General features: G+C 60.6%; 19 protein-coding genes. 11 read left to right on the forward strand and 8 right to left on the reverse strand.

The window, feature by feature from the left end; translation table 11 throughout:
• Nucleotides 1-22: 22 nt before the first annotated feature.
• The gene (locus QTL95_RS25555) at nt 23-1,213 is read right to left on the reverse strand and encodes a hypothetical protein (protein ID WP_289723169.1); all 1,191 of its coding nucleotides are present in this window, start codon (nt 1,211-1,213) and stop codon (nt 23-25) included.
• 223 nt (nt 1,214-1,436) lie between these two features.
• Between QTL95_RS25555 and parC the strand changes: the two genes are divergently transcribed.
• The gene (gene parC / locus QTL95_RS25560; protein ID WP_289722700.1) at nt 1,437-3,692 is read left to right on the forward strand and encodes a DNA topoisomerase IV subunit A; all 2,256 of its coding nucleotides are present in this window, start codon (nt 1,437-1,439) and stop codon (nt 3,690-3,692) included.
• Between the two features lie 149 nt (nt 3,693-3,841).
• The gene (locus QTL95_RS25565) at nt 3,842-4,351 is read left to right on the forward strand and encodes an SRPBCC family protein (RefSeq protein WP_442981359.1); all 510 of its coding nucleotides are present in this window, start codon (nt 3,842-3,844) and stop codon (nt 4,349-4,351) included.
• On the opposite strand, the gene QTL95_RS25570 is transcribed toward QTL95_RS25565, so the two are convergent.
• The 4 genes from QTL95_RS25570 to hemB form a co-directional block, all read right to left on the reverse strand.
• On the reverse strand, nt 4,290-5,177 hold the full coding sequence (locus tag QTL95_RS25570) for a DMT family transporter (RefSeq protein ID WP_289722701.1): 888 nt from the start codon (nt 5,175-5,177) through the stop codon (nt 4,290-4,292). The two genes, QTL95_RS25565 and QTL95_RS25570, sit on opposite strands and share 62 nt — an antisense overlap.
• Before the next feature lies 1 nt (nt 5,178).
• A complete protein-coding gene (locus QTL95_RS25575; RefSeq protein WP_289722702.1) occupies nt 5,179-5,955 on the reverse strand; it encodes an arginyltransferase in 777 nt (258 codons plus the stop codon).
• Nucleotides 5,956-6,119: 164 nt separating this feature from the next.
• Entirely contained in the window at nt 6,120-6,578 is a 459-nt protein-coding gene (locus tag QTL95_RS25580; RefSeq protein WP_112536449.1) for an RDD family protein, read from the reverse strand.
• Nucleotides 6,579-6,655: 77 nt separating this feature from the next.
• A complete protein-coding gene (gene hemB / locus QTL95_RS25585; protein ID WP_289722703.1) occupies nt 6,656-7,669 on the reverse strand; it encodes a porphobilinogen synthase in 1,014 nt (337 codons plus the stop codon).
• Nucleotides 7,670-7,801: 132 nt separating this feature from the next.
• Here hemB and QTL95_RS25590 point away from each other — a divergent pair, with 132 nt between their 5' ends.
• The 7 genes from QTL95_RS25590 (at nt 7,802) to QTL95_RS25620 (ending at nt 14,340) form a co-directional block, all read left to right on the forward strand.
• Nucleotides 7,802-8,239: a DUF6163 family protein gene (locus tag QTL95_RS25590; protein ID WP_289722704.1), complete on the forward strand. Its 438-nt coding sequence runs from the start codon at nt 7,802-7,804 to the stop codon at nt 8,237-8,239.
• A gap of 131 nt (nt 8,240-8,370) precedes the next feature.
• Nucleotides 8,371-8,886 (forward strand): transcriptional regulator LdtR, encoded by a 516-nt coding sequence (gene ldtR, locus QTL95_RS25595; protein WP_037180182.1) that lies wholly within the window; start codon nt 8,371-8,373, stop codon nt 8,884-8,886.
• Nucleotides 8,887-9,331: 445 nt separating this feature from the next.
• Entirely contained in the window at nt 9,332-10,636 is a 1,305-nt protein-coding gene (locus tag QTL95_RS25600) for a L,D-transpeptidase family protein (RefSeq protein ID WP_289722705.1), read from the forward strand.
• 153 nt (nt 10,637-10,789) lie between these two features.
• On the forward strand, nt 10,790-12,088 hold the full coding sequence (gene glyA, locus QTL95_RS25605) for a serine hydroxymethyltransferase (protein WP_289722706.1): 1,299 nt from the start codon (nt 10,790-10,792) through the stop codon (nt 12,086-12,088).
• Nucleotides 12,089-12,097: 9 nt separating this feature from the next.
• Nucleotides 12,098-12,574 (forward strand): transcriptional regulator NrdR, encoded by a 477-nt coding sequence (gene nrdR / locus QTL95_RS25610; protein ID WP_037180179.1) that lies wholly within the window; start codon nt 12,098-12,100, stop codon nt 12,572-12,574.
• A 3-nt stretch (nt 12,575-12,577) separates the two neighbouring features.
• Nucleotides 12,578-13,720, forward strand: coding sequence for a bifunctional diaminohydroxyphosphoribosylaminopyrimidine deaminase/5-amino-6-(5-phosphoribosylamino)uracil reductase RibD (gene ribD, locus QTL95_RS25615; RefSeq protein WP_289722707.1), 1,143 nt, complete (start codon nt 12,578-12,580; stop codon nt 13,718-13,720).
• A complete protein-coding gene (locus QTL95_RS25620; protein ID WP_289722708.1) occupies nt 13,720-14,340 on the forward strand; it encodes a riboflavin synthase in 621 nt (206 codons plus the stop codon). Before ribD ends, QTL95_RS25620 begins: the two co-directional genes overlap by 1 nt.
• Here QTL95_RS25620 and QTL95_RS25625 read toward each other — a convergent pair.
• The 3 genes from QTL95_RS25625 to QTL95_RS25635 form a co-directional block, all read right to left on the reverse strand.
• On the reverse strand, nt 14,303-14,836 hold the full coding sequence (locus QTL95_RS25625; RefSeq protein ID WP_289722709.1) for a GNAT family N-acetyltransferase: 534 nt from the start codon (nt 14,834-14,836) through the stop codon (nt 14,303-14,305). The two genes, QTL95_RS25620 and QTL95_RS25625, sit on opposite strands and share 38 nt — an antisense overlap.
• The gene (locus QTL95_RS25630) at nt 14,833-15,336 is read right to left on the reverse strand and encodes a cupin domain-containing protein (RefSeq protein ID WP_289722710.1); all 504 of its coding nucleotides are present in this window, start codon (nt 15,334-15,336) and stop codon (nt 14,833-14,835) included. Before QTL95_RS25630 ends, QTL95_RS25625 begins: the two co-directional genes overlap by 4 nt.
• Before the next feature lie 101 nt (nt 15,337-15,437).
• Nucleotides 15,438-15,782, reverse strand: coding sequence for a hypothetical protein (locus QTL95_RS25635; protein WP_289722711.1), 345 nt, complete (start codon nt 15,780-15,782; stop codon nt 15,438-15,440).
• A 331-nt stretch (nt 15,783-16,113) separates the two neighbouring features.
• Between QTL95_RS25635 and ribH the strand changes: the two genes are divergently transcribed.
• Together ribH and nusB are read left to right on the forward strand one after the other, a co-directional pair.
• Nucleotides 16,114-16,569: a 6,7-dimethyl-8-ribityllumazine synthase gene (ribH, locus tag QTL95_RS25640; RefSeq protein ID WP_289722712.1), complete on the forward strand. Its 456-nt coding sequence runs from the start codon at nt 16,114-16,116 to the stop codon at nt 16,567-16,569.
• A 3-nt stretch (nt 16,570-16,572) separates the two neighbouring features.
• A complete protein-coding gene (gene nusB, locus QTL95_RS25645; RefSeq protein ID WP_037180172.1) occupies nt 16,573-17,055 on the forward strand; it encodes a transcription antitermination factor NusB in 483 nt (160 codons plus the stop codon).
• The last annotated feature ends 176 nt before the right edge of the window (nt 17,056-17,231 follow it).

The raw sequence follows: 17,231 nt of genomic DNA on the forward strand, positions 1-17,231 counted from the left end.
CTTGTCATTCATGCGGCAACGATCAATCGTTCGCCGAAACCTTGACGCCGAGCACCTGCGGCAGCGTGTTCGGTGCGCCCATGGCAGCGCCCATGATCATCGGGAACGGCACCGGCTTTTCAGGAGCGGCATTGACCGTCAGGCTCTTCGGATCGTCCAGGAAGGTGCTGACGGCCGCCGAGACGGCGTTCTGCAGTTCCGGGATGTTCAGCTGGGCGAGCATGATCGGGGTCATCGCCTTCAGCGAATCCGCCATCTGCTTGCCCGAGACACCCTGCTGGCTGCCGGCATAGTCGAGCGCGCGCTTGGTGATCGAGGCGTCGTCGAAGCGGATCTGTGCGCCTTCGAACGACAGCTGCTGCAGGAGGCCGAGCATCGAAAGGCCGAGCGCCTGCTGCGCTTCTTCCTTGTTCTGGTTGGCTTCGGCCTGCTTGGCCGCTTCCTGCAGCGACTTCACGAACGGCATGGTGTAGCCGGAGATCTTGAAGGCGAGGTTGAGCTTGCCGACATTGGCGAAATCGAAGGCGAACTCCGAGACGTCGATCGTGCCTGGTGTCAGATCCCAGGCGCCCTTCATGGTGATGTCGCCGTTGACCTGCTGCAGCGCGAGCTTTTCGATCGCGTCCTTGCTCGCCGGATCGGCGGCCTTGGTCAGGTCCGCCTTGAGGCCCTTGAAAGTGCCGTCGAAATCGAAACCGGATTCGTCTTCGCGCAACGTCAGGTTCATGTCGCTGCCGCCGAGCGAGAACACCTCGGCACCGTCCTTCACGACCTTCAGCGGGCCGCTGTGGGCGCTTTCGTAGAGCAGCATGGAATCCAGGCCGTCGCCCTTGGGGTCTGCCGGGATCGAAATGCCGCCGAGATTGAGGTCGGTGACCGTCAGCGTCGCGCCGTCATTGGTCGTGCTGATATCGGGGAAGGCGGCTTCCTCGATGTAGTAGCCGCCGTCGTCGTCCTCTTCCACGCCCGTCATGGTGATTTCGCCGATCGGAAGCGCTTCGCCGCCGCTGTTGGGCTTGAAACTGGCCTTCTTCAGCGTAACCGTCGTACCATCGACATCGACGCCATCAGCGAGGAGTGTTCCGCCCTGAAGGGTGTAGGCGGCATTGATCTTCTTCAGCAGGTCCTGGCCATCGAGTGCGAAGGCGGAGCCGGCAAGCGAAAGAAAAGCCGCGCCCGAGAGCATGAGCCGCGTCGTCCGGTAAAATGTCATCATGGGTCCTTTGTCCGGTGTGAAGTTGGCCGTCAATCTACTATGGATCGATGGCGGTTTATATTTCGCGATTTCTAAATTTGTGCTGAAGGGATAAGCAAACAAAGTCCAAATTCGGGCAGGGCGCTTTCGACTGTTCTTTTCTTGGCGTTCCAACACTTCATCCACAGCCGCAATGCCTGGATTCCTTGCCCGAGCGGGCTATCTCCGCTAGTCAGAAGGTATGGGACAAGAGATTTTGCCGCCCTCTGGCGGAGACGATGACAGCATCCTGCCGATCGACCTGAAGGCGGCGCTCGAAGAGCGTTACCTCGCCTATGCGCTGTCGACCATCATGCACCGCGCGCTGCCTGATGTTCGCGACGGCCTGAAGCCGGTGCACCGCCGCATCATCCACGCGATGAGCGAAATGGGCATTCGCCCGAATTCGGCCTTCAAGAAATGCGCCCGTATCGTCGGTGACGTCATCGGTAAATTCCACCCGCATGGCGACCAGTCAGTCTATGACGCGTTGGTCCGCCTCGCGCAGGATTTCTCTCAGCGCTATCCGGTTGTGGACGGGCAGGGCAACTTCGGCAACATCGACGGCGACAGCGCTGCTGCTTACCGTTACACCGAAGCGCGCATGACAGAAGTCGCAGGGCTACTGCTCGAGGGCATTGAGCAGGACGCCGTCGATTTCCGCCTGACCTACAACGAGGAAGACGAGGAGCCGACCGTTCTGCCGGGCGCCTTCCCGAATCTTCTCGCCAACGGTTCGTCCGGCATTGCCGTCGGCATGGCGACCTCGATCCCGTCGCACAACGTGCACGAACTCTGCGACGCGGCCCTGCACCTGATCAAGCATCCGGATGCGACGGTCGAAAAGCTCGTCGAGTTCATTCCCGGTCCTGACTTCCCGACCGGCGGCATCATCATCGATGATCGCCAGAGCATCGTCGAAGCCTACAAGACCGGTCGCGGCGGTTTCCGCACCCGCGCTAAGTGGGAAACGGAAGATCTCGGCCGCGGCGGCTACCAGATCGTCGTCACCGAAATTCCGTTTCAGGTCCAGAAGTCGCGCCTGATCGAGAAGATCGCCGAGCTGCTGATCGCCCGCAAGCTGCCGCTTCTGGAAGACGTCAGGGACGAGTCGGCCGAGGACGTCCGCGTCGTGCTGGTTCCGAAGAACCGCACCGTCGATCCGACCATCCTGATGGAATCGATGTTCAAGCTTACCGAGCTCGAAAGCCGTTTCCCGCTCAACATGAACGTTCTCTCCATGGGCCGCGTGCCCAAGGTCATGGCGCTGAACGATGTGTTGAAGGAGTGGCTCGACCATCGCCGCGAAGTTCTGCAGCGCCGCTCGCGCCACCGTCTTGCCGCCATCGACCGCCGCCTCGAAATTCTCGGTGGTCTCCTGATCGCCTACCTCAACATCGACGAGGTGATCCGCATCATCCGCGAGGAGGACGAGCCGAAGCCCGTGATGATCGCGCGCTGGTCGCTGACCGACATTCAGGTCGAAGCGATCCTCAACATGCGCCTGCGGTCCTTGCGCAAGCTCGAAGAGTTCGAGATCCGCACCGAGTTCGACGAACTCTCGAAGGAGAAGGCCGAGATCGAGGCGCTGCTGGCATCGGATGACAAGCAGTGGCAGACCATTGCCTGGGAAATCGGCGAGGTGAAGAAGAAGTTCGCCAAGGCCACCGAACTCGGCCGCCGCCGCACGCAGTTCGCCGAAGCTCCTGAGGCCGACGAACAGGCGATCCAGCAGGCGATGATCGAGAAGGAGCCGATCACCGTCGTCGTCTCCGAAAAGGGCTGGATCCGCGCGCTCAAGGGACACATCTCCGACACCTCGACGCTGACCTTCAAGGAAGGGGACGGGCTGCGCATCGCGTTCCCGGCGCAGACAACGGATAAGATCCTAATCATGACGACCGGCGGCAAGGCCTTCACGCTTGGCGGCGACAAGCTGCCGGGTGGTCGCGGCCACGGCGAACCGCTGCGCATCATGATCGACATGGACAACGACCAGGACGTGCTCACCGCCTTCGTCCACGACGCCTCTCGCAAGCAGATGATCGTGTCCACAGCGGGCAACGGCTTCGTCGTCGCTGAAGCCGACATGGTTGCCAATACCCGCAAGGGCAAGCAGATCATGAACGTCTCCATGCCCGACGAAGCCAAGCTGATCGTGCCAGTGAGTGGTGACTATGTCGCTGTGGTCGGCGAGAACCGAAAGTTGCTGGTCTTCCCGCTAGAGCAGGTGCCGGAAATGTCGCGCGGCAAGGGCGTTCGCCTACAGCGCTACAAGGATGGCGGCATCTCCGACGTGCGCTGCTTCACGATCGCCGATGGCCTCGTCTGGGAAGACAGCGCCGGCCGCACCTTCACGAAGAACAAGGACGAGCTCGTAGAATGGCTGGGCGATCGCGCCACTGCCGGCCGCACCGTTCCCAAGGGCTTCCCCCGCAGCGGCAAGTTCGCCGGCTGACCTTAGAAAATAGCCGGTCTGCTCTTGCCGAGCGGGCCGGCGCCGCTATCTCAGTCCTGTCACCATAAATATGGACAGGATCATTCCGAAGGCGGACGGGATGGAATGTGGCGCTTTGCGGCCCCACGTCCAATCACGGAGGAATGTTGATGATCGGCTGCAATACCATCACACTGAATGTAGCGCATACTTACAACGCCTCGCCCTGCGCCGTTTTCGACGCGTGGCTCAATCCGGATATAGCAAAACGCTTCCTCTTCGCGTCCGATGAAGGCCGGGTCATCCGTGCCGAGATCGACCCGCGGATTGGAGGTCATTTTCTCGTCGTTGACCGGCGCCCGACGGGAGACGCCGTCCATTACGGCGTTTTCCTGGAACTTCGCCGACCGAGGAGAATGGTGTTCTGCTTCTCTGTCGCCGAACACGATCATAACGCCGACCGCATCGAGATCGATATCGAGGCGGTGGGTGACGTTACGCGGCTGACGCTCTCGCATGAAATGTGCGCGGAGTGGGCGCAGAATGAGGAACAGACCCGGCAGGGCTGGGTCCATGTGATGAACGGCCTCGAGCGCGAGTTGGAAGCCATGCAGACCGTCAGCCTGCCGGGACTGGTCGCGCAGACTTCGTCCGCACCATCCAAAGCGAGTGCGCCATAATCGCGCAAACCAGAATGCCGCCGCCGACAAGTGTCATGGTCGGCGGCGTTTCCGAAAATATCAGCCATACCCAGATCGGCGCCAGGATGGTTTCGAGAAGGTAGAACATGCCGACCTCGGGCGCCGAAAGATAGCGTGGCCCCGTTGCCAGGCACCAGAAGGCGACCGGCATCAACACCGCGCCGTTTAATATGATCCATGCCGGATGCTCGATAGTCACCCCGCCGGGCATGGCAATGGCAAAGCCGAGCGCTGCCGGGAAGACGGCGGCCAGAAGCGGCACGAACCCCATCTCCCGCCGCGACGCGCGACCAACGGTAATCGCCGAAGCGAGAACGAGAGCGCTGAGCAGTGCCATGGCATCGCCGAAGACATGGCCACCCGCCAGACCCTCCCGAACGATCAGGCCGACCCCAAAGATCATCACCAGCATGGTGGTAAGGGTCGAGGCGGACGGCCGCTCCTTCAGGAAAATCCAGGAGAGCAGCGCGCCGAACATGGGATTGAACGCCAGGATAAAGACGACGTTGGCTGTCGCCGTGTGAAACACCGCAAGCAGGAAGGTCAGCGTCCCGCAGCCGTACAGCAGCCCGGCTGCGATACCGGGCCAGCCTGGTACCAGTGTCGGCCAGCGCCCGCTGAAAATTCGGATCGCGGTCACGATCACTAGCGAAACCAGCACGGTGGTGATGCTGCGCGCGCCGAGGATCGACCACATCTCGCCATGCGCAAGTCGCACGAGGGGAATATCCATGGAGAGAGCCAATCCGCCGATCGCTGTCAGCAGAAGACCCTTCCGATGATCGGCAGGGGATGGGAGGGACATGTTAGTCGCGGGGGCTTTCGGGCAATGTGGACGGATCAAAGCGTTCCCAGCCGCGAGGCGTCAGGTGTTCCTGCGGCTGGAAGCGTGTCTTGTAGTCCATTTTCCGCGATCCTTGAACCCAGTAGCCGAGGTACACATGCGGCAATCCGAGCGCCTTCGTGCGCCTGATGTGGTCGAGGATCATGAAGCTTCCGAGCGAGCGCCGCTCGAGGTCCGGGTTGAAATAGGAATAGACCATCGAGAGTCCGTCACTCATCGTATCGGTCAGCGCCGCCGCCACCAATTCGCCGGTCGGACGCTCCTGCAGGCCGGAGCCTTCCTCGCGCAAGCGGTACTCTATGATCTTGGTGTTCACATGCGTGTCTTCGACCATGATCGCATAGTCGAGAACGGTCATGTCGGACATGCCGCCCTGCTGGTGGCGATAATCCAGGTAGCGCCGGAACAGCGAATATTGCTCGCTGGAGGGCTGTGCCGGAAATTCGGTAGCGATGATATCCGCGTTGTTCGCAAGTACCCGCTTCATCGATTTCGTAGGCATGAAGTCCTGCGCAAGGATGCGCACGGAGATGCAAGCACGGCATGATTCGCAGGCGGGACGGTAGGCGATGTTCTGGGATCGGCGGAAGCCGCCCTGGGTCAGTATATCGTTCATCTCCGCCGCCCGTGGGCCGACAAGATGAGTGAATACCTTGCGCTCCATTTCATGAGCCAGATAGGGGCACGCAGCCGGAGCCGTCAGATAAAACTGCGGTGATGGCGTTGTCTGCGTATTCATCTGGGGCAGATGCTTCCCTTCGGGTTAAAAGCTATATGACAGCATGACTTAAGAATGAAAAACGTCAACAGCGCGGCAGCCTGTCGGACGCCGCGCTCAGTCATACTTTCGGATATATCCGCTAAAGCTCAGGGATAAAGGCCCAACGCCGAATTAGCCTGATATCAAGCGGTCCGGACCGTTACCGTACCGACGAGGAAATCGTGCAGCAGCCGGCTGCGTTCGGTGAACAGCCCGACCAGCAGGATAAGTGGCGTTAGCACGGAGTTCAGAATCCAGAACAGGGCGAGGTGGACGATGGCGGTGAGGAAATCCATCCGCTGCCCGTCGACGCGCATGATGGCGATGCCCATGGCCCGCATGCCGAGCGACGCCTGGCTGGAGCCGCCGACCGTGAAGCCGAAATAGAGGCCCGCGACGATGACGAAGAGCGCCGGATAGAGGAAAAAGCCGAGACCAAGCGTCACGATCGACAGGAAGAACAGGATCACCGCCGCCGGAATGCACAGCAGCAGGATGATGACGTAATCGAGAATGAAGGCAAAGACGCGCCGGCTCAGCGTGCCGCTATAGGCGCGCCAATCCTCAGGTGCGGCATAAAGCGGGTTGGGGTTGAGCGACATCGTTGCGATCTCCTTTCGAGAAGTGGTGCCACAGATATGGTGTCGCTCAACGCAGATACAATATTCGCCGGCAGCGATCAGCGCTTCGCCAGGATCTTGGCGACTTCGATCGAGAAGTAGGTGAGGATGCCGTCGCAGCCGGCGCGCTTGAACGCGAGCAAAGTTTCGAGCATCGCCTTCTCGCCATCGATCCAGCCGTTCATCGCGGCGGCCTTGATCTGCGAATACTCCCCGGAAACCTGATAGGCGAAGGTCGGCAGGCCGAAGGCTTCCTTCATGCGCCAGCAGATATCGATGTATGGAAGGCCGGGCTTGACCATCAGCATGTCGGCGCCTTCCTCGACATCGAGTGCCGCGTCGCGGATAGCCTCGGTACCGTTCGCCGGATCGATGTAGTAGGTCTTCTTGTCGCCCTTCAGCAGGCCGCCGGTGGAGATCGCCTCGCGGTAGGGACCGTAGAAGGCCGACGCGAACTTGGTCGCGTAGCTCATGATGCCGACATTCTGGTGCCCCGCGGCGTCGAGCGCGCGGCGGATAGCGCCGATTCGGCCGTCCATCATTTCAGACGGCGAGATTATGTCGGAGCCGGCATCCGCCTGCATGACAGCGGCACGCGCCACCTGGTCGACGGTCTCGTCGTTGACGATTTCACCGCCGCGCAGGATGCCGTCATGGCCGTGGCTGGTGAAGGGATCGAGCGCCACATCGGTGATGATGCCGATATTGGGCACGGCCTTCTTGATTGCCGCCGTCGCCTGGTTGATCAGATTGTTGGCTTCCAGGCTGTTGGAGCCCGTTTCGTCGCGGAGGTTCATCTCGATATTAGGGAAGGTCGCGATCGCGGGAATGCCGAGATCGGCCGCTTCCTTGGTGGCCTCGACCAGCTTGTCGACGCTCATGCGGTTGACGCCCGGCATGGCGGGGATCGGCTCGACGATGCCGGAGCCGGGCACGACGAACACCGGCCAGATGAGGTCGTCCACCGTCACCCGGTTCTCCTGCACCATCCGGCGCGTCCAGTCCGCCTTGCGATTGCGGCGCATGCGGCGGTGGCCGGTGATTTCGTCGACGAGGTGGGTCTTGTCCTGCATGGTGGTCTAGCTTTCAGTCATTTCATCGCTGGTGAGGTCATTACCATGACGCTCCGGCAACCGAAACCGGACGATTGGCCGCAACAGGGCGATGACTGGCGAATTGATCGCCGCAACCCTATTGTCTGATCCATGGACGCTGATTCTCCGACGATACCGAAACGGACGCTGACGGATATTCTCTTTATCCTGTTCCTGCGCCTTGTCGCCATTTCCTGCTTCTGGTTCGGTTTACAGTACTGGGCGATGCTCGTCGGCTACTCGCTTGTCGGTGCGGGACGTTTCGATTTGCTGACGCTTCCCTGGAAGGTCGCGAGCTCGAGCCTCGCCGTTCTTTTCCTCGTGACGTCGCTCGGCCTGTGGCTGGTCGTCTCCTGGGGGCCGGTTATCTGGGTGCTGGCGGCTGGCGGCCAGATTATCATGTACGGTTTCCTGCCCGAAATCTTCGGCGCCAACCGGCTCGTCGTGATGTTGCATATCTCAGTGGCGCTGGTTTACCTGGGTTTCCGGGCCACGTTATGGTGGGAGAACCGCAAGCGCCGGCGCGAGGTAAGCGTTGATTTACCCTGATACAACGATGGGTTTTCGGTAAGGCACTGTTAAGCCTGCGGTTTAAGTAGAATTTTATTTGTATTCGATAGGGTCTGTCTCAAGGCGGGAAGAAAACCAACACCGCCAAACAAAACAGTGAGGCAGTCATCATGAATACGAAAATCAAGCCGCAGGCGGTATCGAACTTCCGTGACCAGCAGGACCTGGGCATCCGTGATCTTTACATGGAATCCCTTCACCTTGTTGAACGTCTTCACCGCCGTCTCCTCGACGTGATCAAGGACGAGTTCGACCGTCAGGGTCGCAGCGACGTCAATGCCGTCCAGGCTCTCCTCCTTTTCAACATCGGCAACTCGGAACTGACCGCCGGCGAACTTCGCTCCCGCGGTTACTACCTGGGCTCCAACGTGTCCTACAACGTCAAGAAGCTCGTCGACCTCGGCTTCATCAACCATCAGCGCTCGCGTATCGACCGTCGTTCGGTCCGCATCAGCCTGACGGAAACCGGCCAGGACATCGCCGAAACCGTTGCCAAGCTCTACGAGCGCCATATCGCCTCGATCGACAAGGTCGGTGGCATTGGCGAAGACGAATTCACGCAGATGAACAAGCTGCTGACCCGTCTGGATCGTTTCTGGAACGACTCGATCATGTATCGTCTCTAAGGCATAAGACCTCCTCCAAGGTCAAGGAAAACCGGATGCGTTTCCCTGCGCGTCCGGTTTTGCCGTTTTAGCCCACGTGGCATCTCGGCAACGCATGGCAGGCAAGCGTTTCAGCCGGTATTCAAATCAATCTTTAGCCGCTAAGACCCGACGAAATTTCTGCAGTTAAATGGTTCTTTTTCGATGCCGCTCGCCATCCTGGGTTGAGGTTGAATGCGGCGACACGAATTGGCCATATTGGCATGTCAGCGAAAATACAAAGCAATCCGGCGCTTCCCAAATTTGAGGTCCGATAACCTCGCGCTCCCTGCTCGCAATCAAGTGATGACAGGTAGCGGAATTTTGTGGTGCACCGTTGCAACGGGTAGGTACAGATCTGCGTTATCGCAGGGATGAGGCAAAAGCCGCCGGTCTCTCAAGCAGCGGCAATTTAGTGGTTGGGATGATGTCGAAAAAGTCAAAAACTGAAGCTCTTTCTCGCCGGACGTTTCTCGCGTCCGCGGCAATGGCTGGAGCGGGCGCTGTCGCCGGCCCCGCATTCGCGCAATCAGCACTCGATTCGCTGATCAATGCGCCGGAACGCGGCGATTGGGACGATCAGTTCGACGCCAAGGCTGCCTCGCGCACGGCAACCGCCGTGGTTTCCAACACGCCGATCCTCGGACCGCAGTCCGTTGGCAGCATCCAGCAGGCGATCATGGAATATCAGCAGATCGCCTCAGCCGGTGGTTGGCCGCAGGTCAATCCGAGCGAACAGCGACTGCAGATCGGCGTCACCGATCCGTCTGTTCAGTCGCTGCGCCAGCGTCTTGCCGTCACCGGCGACCTGCCGCGCGAAGCCGGCCTGTCCTCGGCTTTCGATTCCTACGTCGACGGCGCGGTGAAGCGCTTCCAGGCCCGACACGGTCTTCCGGCCGACGGCGTCATCGGTGAATTCACGCTGAAAGCGATGAATATTCCTGCGGACGTCCGTCTGCAGCAGTTGAACACCAACCTGATCCGCCTGCAGACCTTCCCGGCGGAGCTTGGTCGTCGTCACGTCATGGTCAACATTCCGGCGGCCTACGTCGAAGGCGTCGAAGATGGCAATGTCGTCACCCGCCACAATGCGGTCGTCGGCCGTCTCAGCCGCCCGACGCACCTGGTCAACTCGAAGATCTACGAAGTCATCCTCAATCCTTACTGGACGGCCCCTCGTTCGATCGTCGAGAAGGACATCGTGCCGTTGATGCGCAAGGACCCGACCTACCTGACGAAGAACAGCATTCGCCTGATCGACGGCAGGGGGACGGAAGTTGCGCCTGAGACGATCGACTGGAATGCCGAAAAGGCGCCGAACCTGATGTTCCGTCAGGACCCGGGCAAGATCAACGCCATGGCGTCGACGAAGATCAACTTCTACAACAAGAACGGCGAGTACATGCACGACACGCCGCAGCAGGGGCTGTTCAACAAGCTCATGCGCTTCGAGTCCTCCGGCTGTGTCCGCGTCCAGAACGTTCGCGATCTGACGACTTGGCTACTGCGTGACACGCCTCCGTGGTCTCGTCAGCAGATGGAGCAGGTGATCACCACCCGCGTCAACACGCCGATCAAGCTCGCGGAAGAAGTGCCTGTTTACTTCGTCTACATCTCCGCGTGGGGCATGCCCGACGGTATCGTGCAGTTCCGCGACGACATCTACGAGATGGACGGCAACGCCGAACTGGCGCTGGATACCACATCGGGCATGGAGCAGCCGGTTCAGTAAGCCGGAAAAGTCAAAAATCGACATCAAAAACCGCGTCTTTCATGGCGCGGTTTTTTGTTGCGCGTAGATTGCCTAGCAAATGTCGCTCTCCGTATTGCCCTTGGCAGGGCAGGGCGCTAATAGCCTAGCGCATTCCAGTTAAGGAGCCCGCCGATGACCAATGCTTCTACACAGACCTTCTTCAACCGCTCGCTCGCCGATACCGATCCGGAAATCTTCGGATCGATCCAAAAGGAACTCGGTCGCCAGCGTCACGAGATCGAGCTGATCGCTTCGGAAAACATCGTGTCCCGCGCGGTTCTGGAAGCCCAGGGCTCCATCATGACCAACAAGTATGCCGAGGGCTATCCGGGCAAGCGCTACTACGGTGGCTGCCAGTTCGTCGATATCGCCGAAGAGCTCGCGATCGAACGCGCCAAGAAGCTGTTCGGCGTCAACTTTGCCAACGTTCAGCCGAACTCCGGTTCGCAGATGAACCAGGCCGTCTTCCTCGCGCTGCTGCAGCCGGGCGACACCTTCATGGGCCTCGACCTCAACTCGGGCGGTCACCTGACCCACGGTTCCCCGGTCAATATGTCCGGCAAGTGGTTCAATGTCGTCTCCTACGGTGTTCGCGAAGGCGATAACCTGCTCGACATGGACGACGTCGCCGAAAAGGCACGCACCCACAAGCCGAAGCTTATCATCGCCGGCGGCACCGCGTACTCCCGTATCTGGGACTGGAAGCGTTTCCGCGAGATCGCCGATGAAGTCGGCGCCTACCTGATGGTCGACATGGCCCACATCGCCGGTCTCGTTGCCGGTGGCCAGCATCCGTCGCCATTCCCGCATTGCCATGTCGCGACCACCACGACCCACAAGTCGCTGCGCGGCCCGCGCGGTGGTGTCATCCTCACCAACGACGAGGATCTGGCGAAGAAGTTCAACTCGGCCGTCTTCCCGGGTCTCCAGGGCGGTCCGCTCATGCACATCATCGCCGCCAAGGCCGTTGCCTTCGGCGAAGCGCTGCAGCCTGAGTTCAAGGACTACGCTGCCCAGATCGTCAAGAACGCCAAGGCGCTCTCCGACACGCTGATCGCGGGCGGCCTTGACGTCGTCTCCGGCGGCACCGACAACCACCTGATGCTGGTCGACCTTCGCAAGAAGAACGCGACGGGCAAGCGCGCCGAGGCAGCCCTTGGCCGCGCCTACGTCACCTGCAACAAGAACGGTATCCCGTTCGACCCTGAAAAGCCCTTCGTCACCTCGGGCGTCCGCCTCGGCGCGCCTGCCGGTACCACGCGCGGCTTCAAGGAAGCGGAATTCAAGGAAATCGGCAACCTCATCGTCGAGGTTCTCGATGGCCTGAAGGCCGCCAACTCCGACGAAGGCAATGCTGGCGTCGAAGCTGCCGTACGGGATAAGGTGGTCAACCTGACCAACCGCTTCCCAATGTACGACTATATGGGCTAAGGATAGCGCATGCGCTGCCCATTCTGCGGATCGGAAGACACCCAGGTCAAGGATTCACGCCCGGCGGAGGACAATACGTCCATCCGCCGCAGGCGTATCTGTCCCGATTGCGGCGGTCGCTTCACGACCTTCGAGCGCGTGCAGCTGCGCGAGCTCATGGTTGTCAAGAAGACCGGCCGCAAGGCGCCTTTCGACCGCGAGAAGCTGGTACGATCCTTCGAGATCGCGCTGCGCAAGCGTCCTGTCGATCGCGACCGGATCGAGCGTGCGGTCTCCGGCATCGTCCGACGCCTTGAAAGCTCTGGCGAGGTCGAGATCAGCTCCGAGCAGATCGGCCTTCAGGTGCTGGAAGCGCTGAAGAGCCTCGACGACGTCGGTTTCGTTCGCTACGCCTCCGTCTATCGCGATTTCTCCCATGCGGAGGACTTCGAGAAGGTCATTTCCGAGATCAACGCCAAGATCGGCCGCGATCCGCTGGATAGCTAGGCCATGACCGCTTCACCCGATGACGCGCGTTTCATGCGGGAAGCCATAGGGCTCGGCCTGCAGCATCTCGGCCAGACATCCACCAACCCCTCCGTCGGCTGCGTCATTGTCCGCGACGGAAAGGTCGTCGGCCGCGGCGTGACCGCCGTAGGCGGCCGTCCGCATGCCGAAACGCAGGCGCTGGCGCAAGCCGGTGAACTCGCCCGCGGAGCGACAGCCTATGTCACGCTCGAGCCCTGCTCGCACCACGGCAAGACCCCACCCTGTTCCGAAGCGCTGATTGCCTACGGCGTCTCTCGCGTCGTTATCAGCGTCACGGATCCGGACGAGCGGGTGTCGGGCAGGGGTATTGCCATGCTGCGCGATGCCGGCATCGAGGTCGAGACCGGTCTGCTGGAGGAAGAGGGCAAGCGCTCGCTCACCGCCTACCTCATGCGCCAGACGAACAATCGCCCCTATGTGACTCTCAAGCTTGCCGTTTCCGTCGATGGGATGATCGGCAAGACGGGCGAGGGCCAGATCGCGATCACGGGACCCGAGGCTCGCGAACAGGTTCAGAAGCTGCGCGCCGAAACGGATGCGATCCTTGTCGGCATCGGCACCGCCATTGCCGACGATCCGCTCTTGACGGTCCGCATCCTCGGTCTTGAGGGCCGTTCGCCAGTGCGTGTTGTGCTTGATCCGCAGCTTCGGCTGCCGCTGACGAGCAAACTGGTGAAGACCGCGCGCGAGGTTCCCGTCATCGTGGTGGCGAGCGAGGAGGTTTCTTCGTTGACGGCCGATGCCGAGGAACGCGCTCCCACCGCTGACGTCGAGGACAGTCAAATGGACGCCCGCCGCCAGGCTCTGGAAGCCGCCCGCGTCGAAGTTGTCTACTGCCACCCCTACCACCCCGAGCAGCTGCTGCCGGCGCTTGCTTCGCGCGGCATTTCCTCGCTCCTTGTCGAAGGTGGAGCCAAGACGGCGCGGCTTTTCCTCGATGCGGGGTTCGTCGATCGCCTCCTGCTCTACCAGGGACCCGGGGTGATCGGCGAAGGCGGTATTGAAACGCCGGTCTCGAAAACCGATATCCCACCCGGCTTTGCCCACAGGGGTACATTGATCGTCGGCGAGGATCGCCTGGACGAATACGAAAGAGAAGTTTGATGTTCACAGGAATTGTCACCAACGTCGGCACGATCGAATCCGTTTCTCCGATGAAGGAGGGCATCAAGCTTCGCGTCGCCACCGCCTATGACCCCGCGACCATCGACATGGGGGCGTCGATCTCGCATTCCGGCATCTGCCTGACGGTCACCGGCCTGCCGACCGATGGAAGCAATGGTCGCTGGTTCGAGGTCGAAGCCTGGGAAGAGGCGCTCCGCCTCACGACGATAGGCACATGGGGTGAGGGTACCCGCATAAATCTCGAGCGTTCGCTGAAGATCGGCGACGAACTCGGCGGCCACATCGTGTCCGGCCATGTCGACGGTAAGGCTGAGATCCTGTCGGTGACCGAGGAAGGCGAAGCGACGCGCTATCGGCTTCGCGCGCCGGAGCATCTGGCGAAGTTCGTCGCTCCCAAGGGATCGATCGCGCTAGACGGCACGTCGCTTACGGTCAACGCCGTCGATGGAACCGATTTTGACGTCCTCCTGATCCGCCACACACTCGAGGTCACGACGTGGGGTGGGCGGAAGGCGGGCGACTTCGTGAACTTCGAGGTCGACACCATGGCCCGCTATGCCGCTAGGCTGGCGGAATTCCCGAGCGCGAAAGCAGAATAACCTCTCCGTGATAATCGGTCCGGGCGAATTCGGCGAAGCCAAGCTTGCCCGCGAGCCGTAGCGACGCGGTGTTTTCAGGGCTGATGATGCAGGTCATCGGCTTGCCCGGAAAGTTGTCTCCCGCCCAGCCGATGAGCGCCCCCAGTGCCTCCGTCGCATAGCCGCGCCCTTGTGCTTCGGGTGACAGCAGCCAACCGACCTCCAGTGTGCCTTCGATCGACGGCGTCATGTCGCGCCTGACCTCATGAAATCCGGCCTCGCCGATCAGTCGTCCGGTCGCCTTTTCCTCGATCGCGAGGAAGCCGAAGCCCATGTGGTGCCACATGCCTGCTGCCCGCATCAGCCGCGCCCAGCTCTGCTCGCGTGTCGAGGCAACACCGGAGATGTGGCGGACGACGTCTTCGTTCGCCCAGAGCGCGGCGTAATCGTCGAAATCGTCGAGGTGATGCGCTCGCAGCGTCAGCCGTTCGGTGTCTATCGTCGGGATGAACGTCATGCTCCGGGCTCGCCATCCCAGTAGTCGAGATTGCCGTCCGCCCGCCCCATGGCCCGGAAGCTCCTGCCGCCGCCTTCAGGGCGATTGGTCTTGGCGAGGAACTTGCCGGAATCGGGATATTCGACGATGTCGGTCTTCGATTTGGTCGAGATGCCGAGATAGATCAGCGTCGCCGTCCCGGTGTTGATGATCTGATGCGCCGTCTCCTGCCCGCCTGCCGGTGCGCCAAGCGTGTCGCCCTTTCTGATCGGATAGCGCTGATCGCCGAAACGATATTCGCCGCTGCCCTCAAGAACGAAGAACAGCTCATCCTCGACGTGATGATTGTGAAAGGGGCAGCCGGATTTGCCTGGCGGCACTTCGTTGTAGCTGATGCCGAGACCGGCAAGCCCGAGCATGGCGCCGAAGGACGTATCGCGGCTCTCGTAGAGCGTGCCTTGGGCCCAGTGTTCGAGAGCGAGATCGCCGATGTTGATAACCGGCTTGGGAACTGCGGACATGATTTGCTCCTCCTGTGACGGCGAGGAGGCATCATTCCATGAGAGAATACAACCCTCGAAAGGTCATATGAGGGCGGCAGGCAGTCCGCCGCCCTTCGAGATCAACGATAATAGAAGACGATGCTGCCATCAGCCGCCTGGTCTGCATTGATGACGTTCTGCACGCGAACACCCTGTTCGCTCAGACGGTGCGCGAGCCTGGCATTCGAGGCGATCGCGGCCCGGATCATATGGACGTCGCGCGGCCCACGCTCCTCGGAAAGACTGCCGCTTGCGATGCCATCGGTATCACCGGAGATGTGCTTGACGTCGAAGTTGGTGCCGTTGAAGTTCCGGAGCGTGTTTTCGATGCCCGCCGGACTGTTCATGGCAAAGCCCTCGGCGTGGCCAGCATCGGCGAAGGCGAGAGAGGCGACGGCGGAAGCGATAGCGGCAACACGATTCATGATAGTATCCTTTCCATCTGCTTTGACGGTCGGCTGTCGTGCAGGGGATCGTCTGGTTGCCAGATAAAGCTGGCGTGAAATCATCTCCATTTCAATACTTAAGCCACTGAATTCGAATTACAAATTGGTTATCTTCCGCGCCTTCAGTTTGCCATTTTCGGAGCGGTCGAAATTTATCGTCGGGATGCCGGCGGACGTTCGTCGGCTATGCCTTTGCGGGCCTTTCCGAATTTGCATCCGAGCTATGATCGGAATTTGCTTGCCATTCGGGCGAAGGCATGTTTTGACCGCGACCTGCCGAACGGCAAGTCCTCTAAAATGAAGGTGAAGCATGGCGCGTGAAACCGCTCCCCATATTTTGATCGTCGAAGCTCGCTTCTATGACGACATGGCTGACGCCCTCCTTGATGGTGCGACATTTGCCCTGAACGAAGCCGGCGCGACCTACGACGTCGTGACCGTGCCCGGCGCGCTAGAAATTCCGGCGGCGATTGCAATGGCGCTCGACGGAGCGGATAATGACGGGACGAACTATGATGGCTTTGTTGCGCTCGGCATGGTCATTCGCGGCGAAACCTATCACTTCGATATCGTCTCGAATGAATCCTCGCGCGCCCTCATGGATCTGTCCGTCAGTGAATCGCTTGCCATCGGCAATGGTATTCTGACGGTCGAAAATGACGAGCAGGCCTGGTCGCGTGTTCGCCGTTCGGACAAGGACAAGGGCGGCTTTGCCGCCCGTGCGGCGCTGACCATGATTGAGCTGAAGAAGAAGTTGGGTGCGTAAAGAATGAGCAACGAAAACGCAGAGCGTCCGGTCAAGGCTGCGAACCAGCGAGGTGCTGCGCGCCTTGCTGCCGTTCAGGCGCTCTACCAGATGGACATCGGCGGTACCGGCGTCCTCGAAATCGTTGCCGAATACGAGGCGCACCGTCTCGGCCAGGAAATCGACGGCGAGACCTATCTCAAGGCCGATCCGTCCTGGTTCCGCTCCATCGTCTCGGGCGTCGTGCGCGAACAGCGCCGTCTCGACCCGCTGATCGCTTCCGCGCTACAGGATGATTGGGCGCTTTCGCGTCTCGACAGCACCGTTCGCGCCATCCTGCGCGCCGGCGTTTTCGAACTTCTCGACCGCAAGGACGTTCCTGTCGCCGTGATCGTCACGGAATACGTGGAGATCGCCCAGGCATTCTTCAGCGATGATGAGCCGAAGCTGGTGAATGCCGTCCTCGATCGCATCGCCAAGCAGGTTCGCGGCGAAGCAAAAAAATAAGCTCTACCTGCGGTCGTGTAGCCGCATCTCCATGAGAGCACACTTCTCCTTTCCCGTTGCTCCGTAAGGGTTTTCAGCCCCTGCGGGCTTGACGCGCCGTTTTCCGCCACGCAATCTCCACCCGGCGTTGCAGCATTTCTGTGGGAGGAAATCGAGTCGGCGTGTTCGCAGCCGGA

It is taken from the genome of Rhizobium sp. S152, from assembly GCF_030380735.1.
Classification (GTDB): Bacteria; Pseudomonadota; Alphaproteobacteria; order Rhizobiales; family Rhizobiaceae; genus Rhizobium.

Coding starts and splice junctions, on each gene's coding strand:
- QTL95_RS25580 (WP_112536449.1), bottom strand. CDS start 6,578: ATGTCGCTCAACCCCAACCCGCTTTATGCCGCACCTGAGGATTGGCGC.
- QTL95_RS25575 (WP_289722702.1), bottom strand. CDS start 5,955: ATGAATACGCAGACAACGCCATCACCGCAGTTTTATCTGACGGCTCCG.
- QTL95_RS25590 (WP_289722704.1), top strand. CDS start 7,802: ATGGACGCTGATTCTCCGACGATACCGAAACGGACGCTGACGGATATT.
- ribH (WP_289722712.1), top strand. CDS start 16,114: ATGGCGCGTGAAACCGCTCCCCATATTTTGATCGTCGAAGCTCGCTTC.
- parC (WP_289722700.1), top strand. CDS start 1,437: ATGGGACAAGAGATTTTGCCGCCCTCTGGCGGAGACGATGACAGCATC.
- nusB (WP_037180172.1), top strand. CDS start 16,573: ATGAGCAACGAAAACGCAGAGCGTCCGGTCAAGGCTGCGAACCAGCGA.
- QTL95_RS25635 (WP_289722711.1), bottom strand. CDS start 15,782: ATGAATCGTGTTGCCGCTATCGCTTCCGCCGTCGCCTCTCTCGCCTTC.
- nrdR (WP_037180179.1), top strand. CDS start 12,098: ATGCGCTGCCCATTCTGCGGATCGGAAGACACCCAGGTCAAGGATTCA.
- QTL95_RS25565 (WP_442981359.1), top strand. CDS start 3,842: ATGATCGGCTGCAATACCATCACACTGAATGTAGCGCATACTTACAAC.
- ldtR (WP_037180182.1), top strand. CDS start 8,371: ATGAATACGAAAATCAAGCCGCAGGCGGTATCGAACTTCCGTGACCAG.
- QTL95_RS25600 (WP_289722705.1), top strand. CDS start 9,332: ATGTCGAAAAAGTCAAAAACTGAAGCTCTTTCTCGCCGGACGTTTCTC.
- QTL95_RS25625 (WP_289722709.1), bottom strand. CDS start 14,836: ATGACGTTCATCCCGACGATAGACACCGAACGGCTGACGCTGCGAGCG.
- QTL95_RS25620 (WP_289722708.1), top strand. CDS start 13,720: ATGTTCACAGGAATTGTCACCAACGTCGGCACGATCGAATCCGTTTCT.
- glyA (WP_289722706.1), top strand. CDS start 10,790: ATGACCAATGCTTCTACACAGACCTTCTTCAACCGCTCGCTCGCCGAT.
- QTL95_RS25555 (WP_289723169.1), bottom strand. CDS start 1,213: ATGACATTTTACCGGACGACGCGGCTCATGCTCTCGGGCGCGGCTTTT.
- QTL95_RS25570 (WP_289722701.1), bottom strand. CDS start 5,177: ATGTCCCTCCCATCCCCTGCCGATCATCGGAAGGGTCTTCTGCTGACA.
- hemB (WP_289722703.1), bottom strand. CDS start 7,669: ATGCAGGACAAGACCCACCTCGTCGACGAAATCACCGGCCACCGCCGC.
- QTL95_RS25630 (WP_289722710.1), bottom strand. CDS start 15,336: ATGTCCGCAGTTCCCAAGCCGGTTATCAACATCGGCGATCTCGCTCTC.
- ribD (WP_289722707.1), top strand. CDS start 12,578: ATGACCGCTTCACCCGATGACGCGCGTTTCATGCGGGAAGCCATAGGG.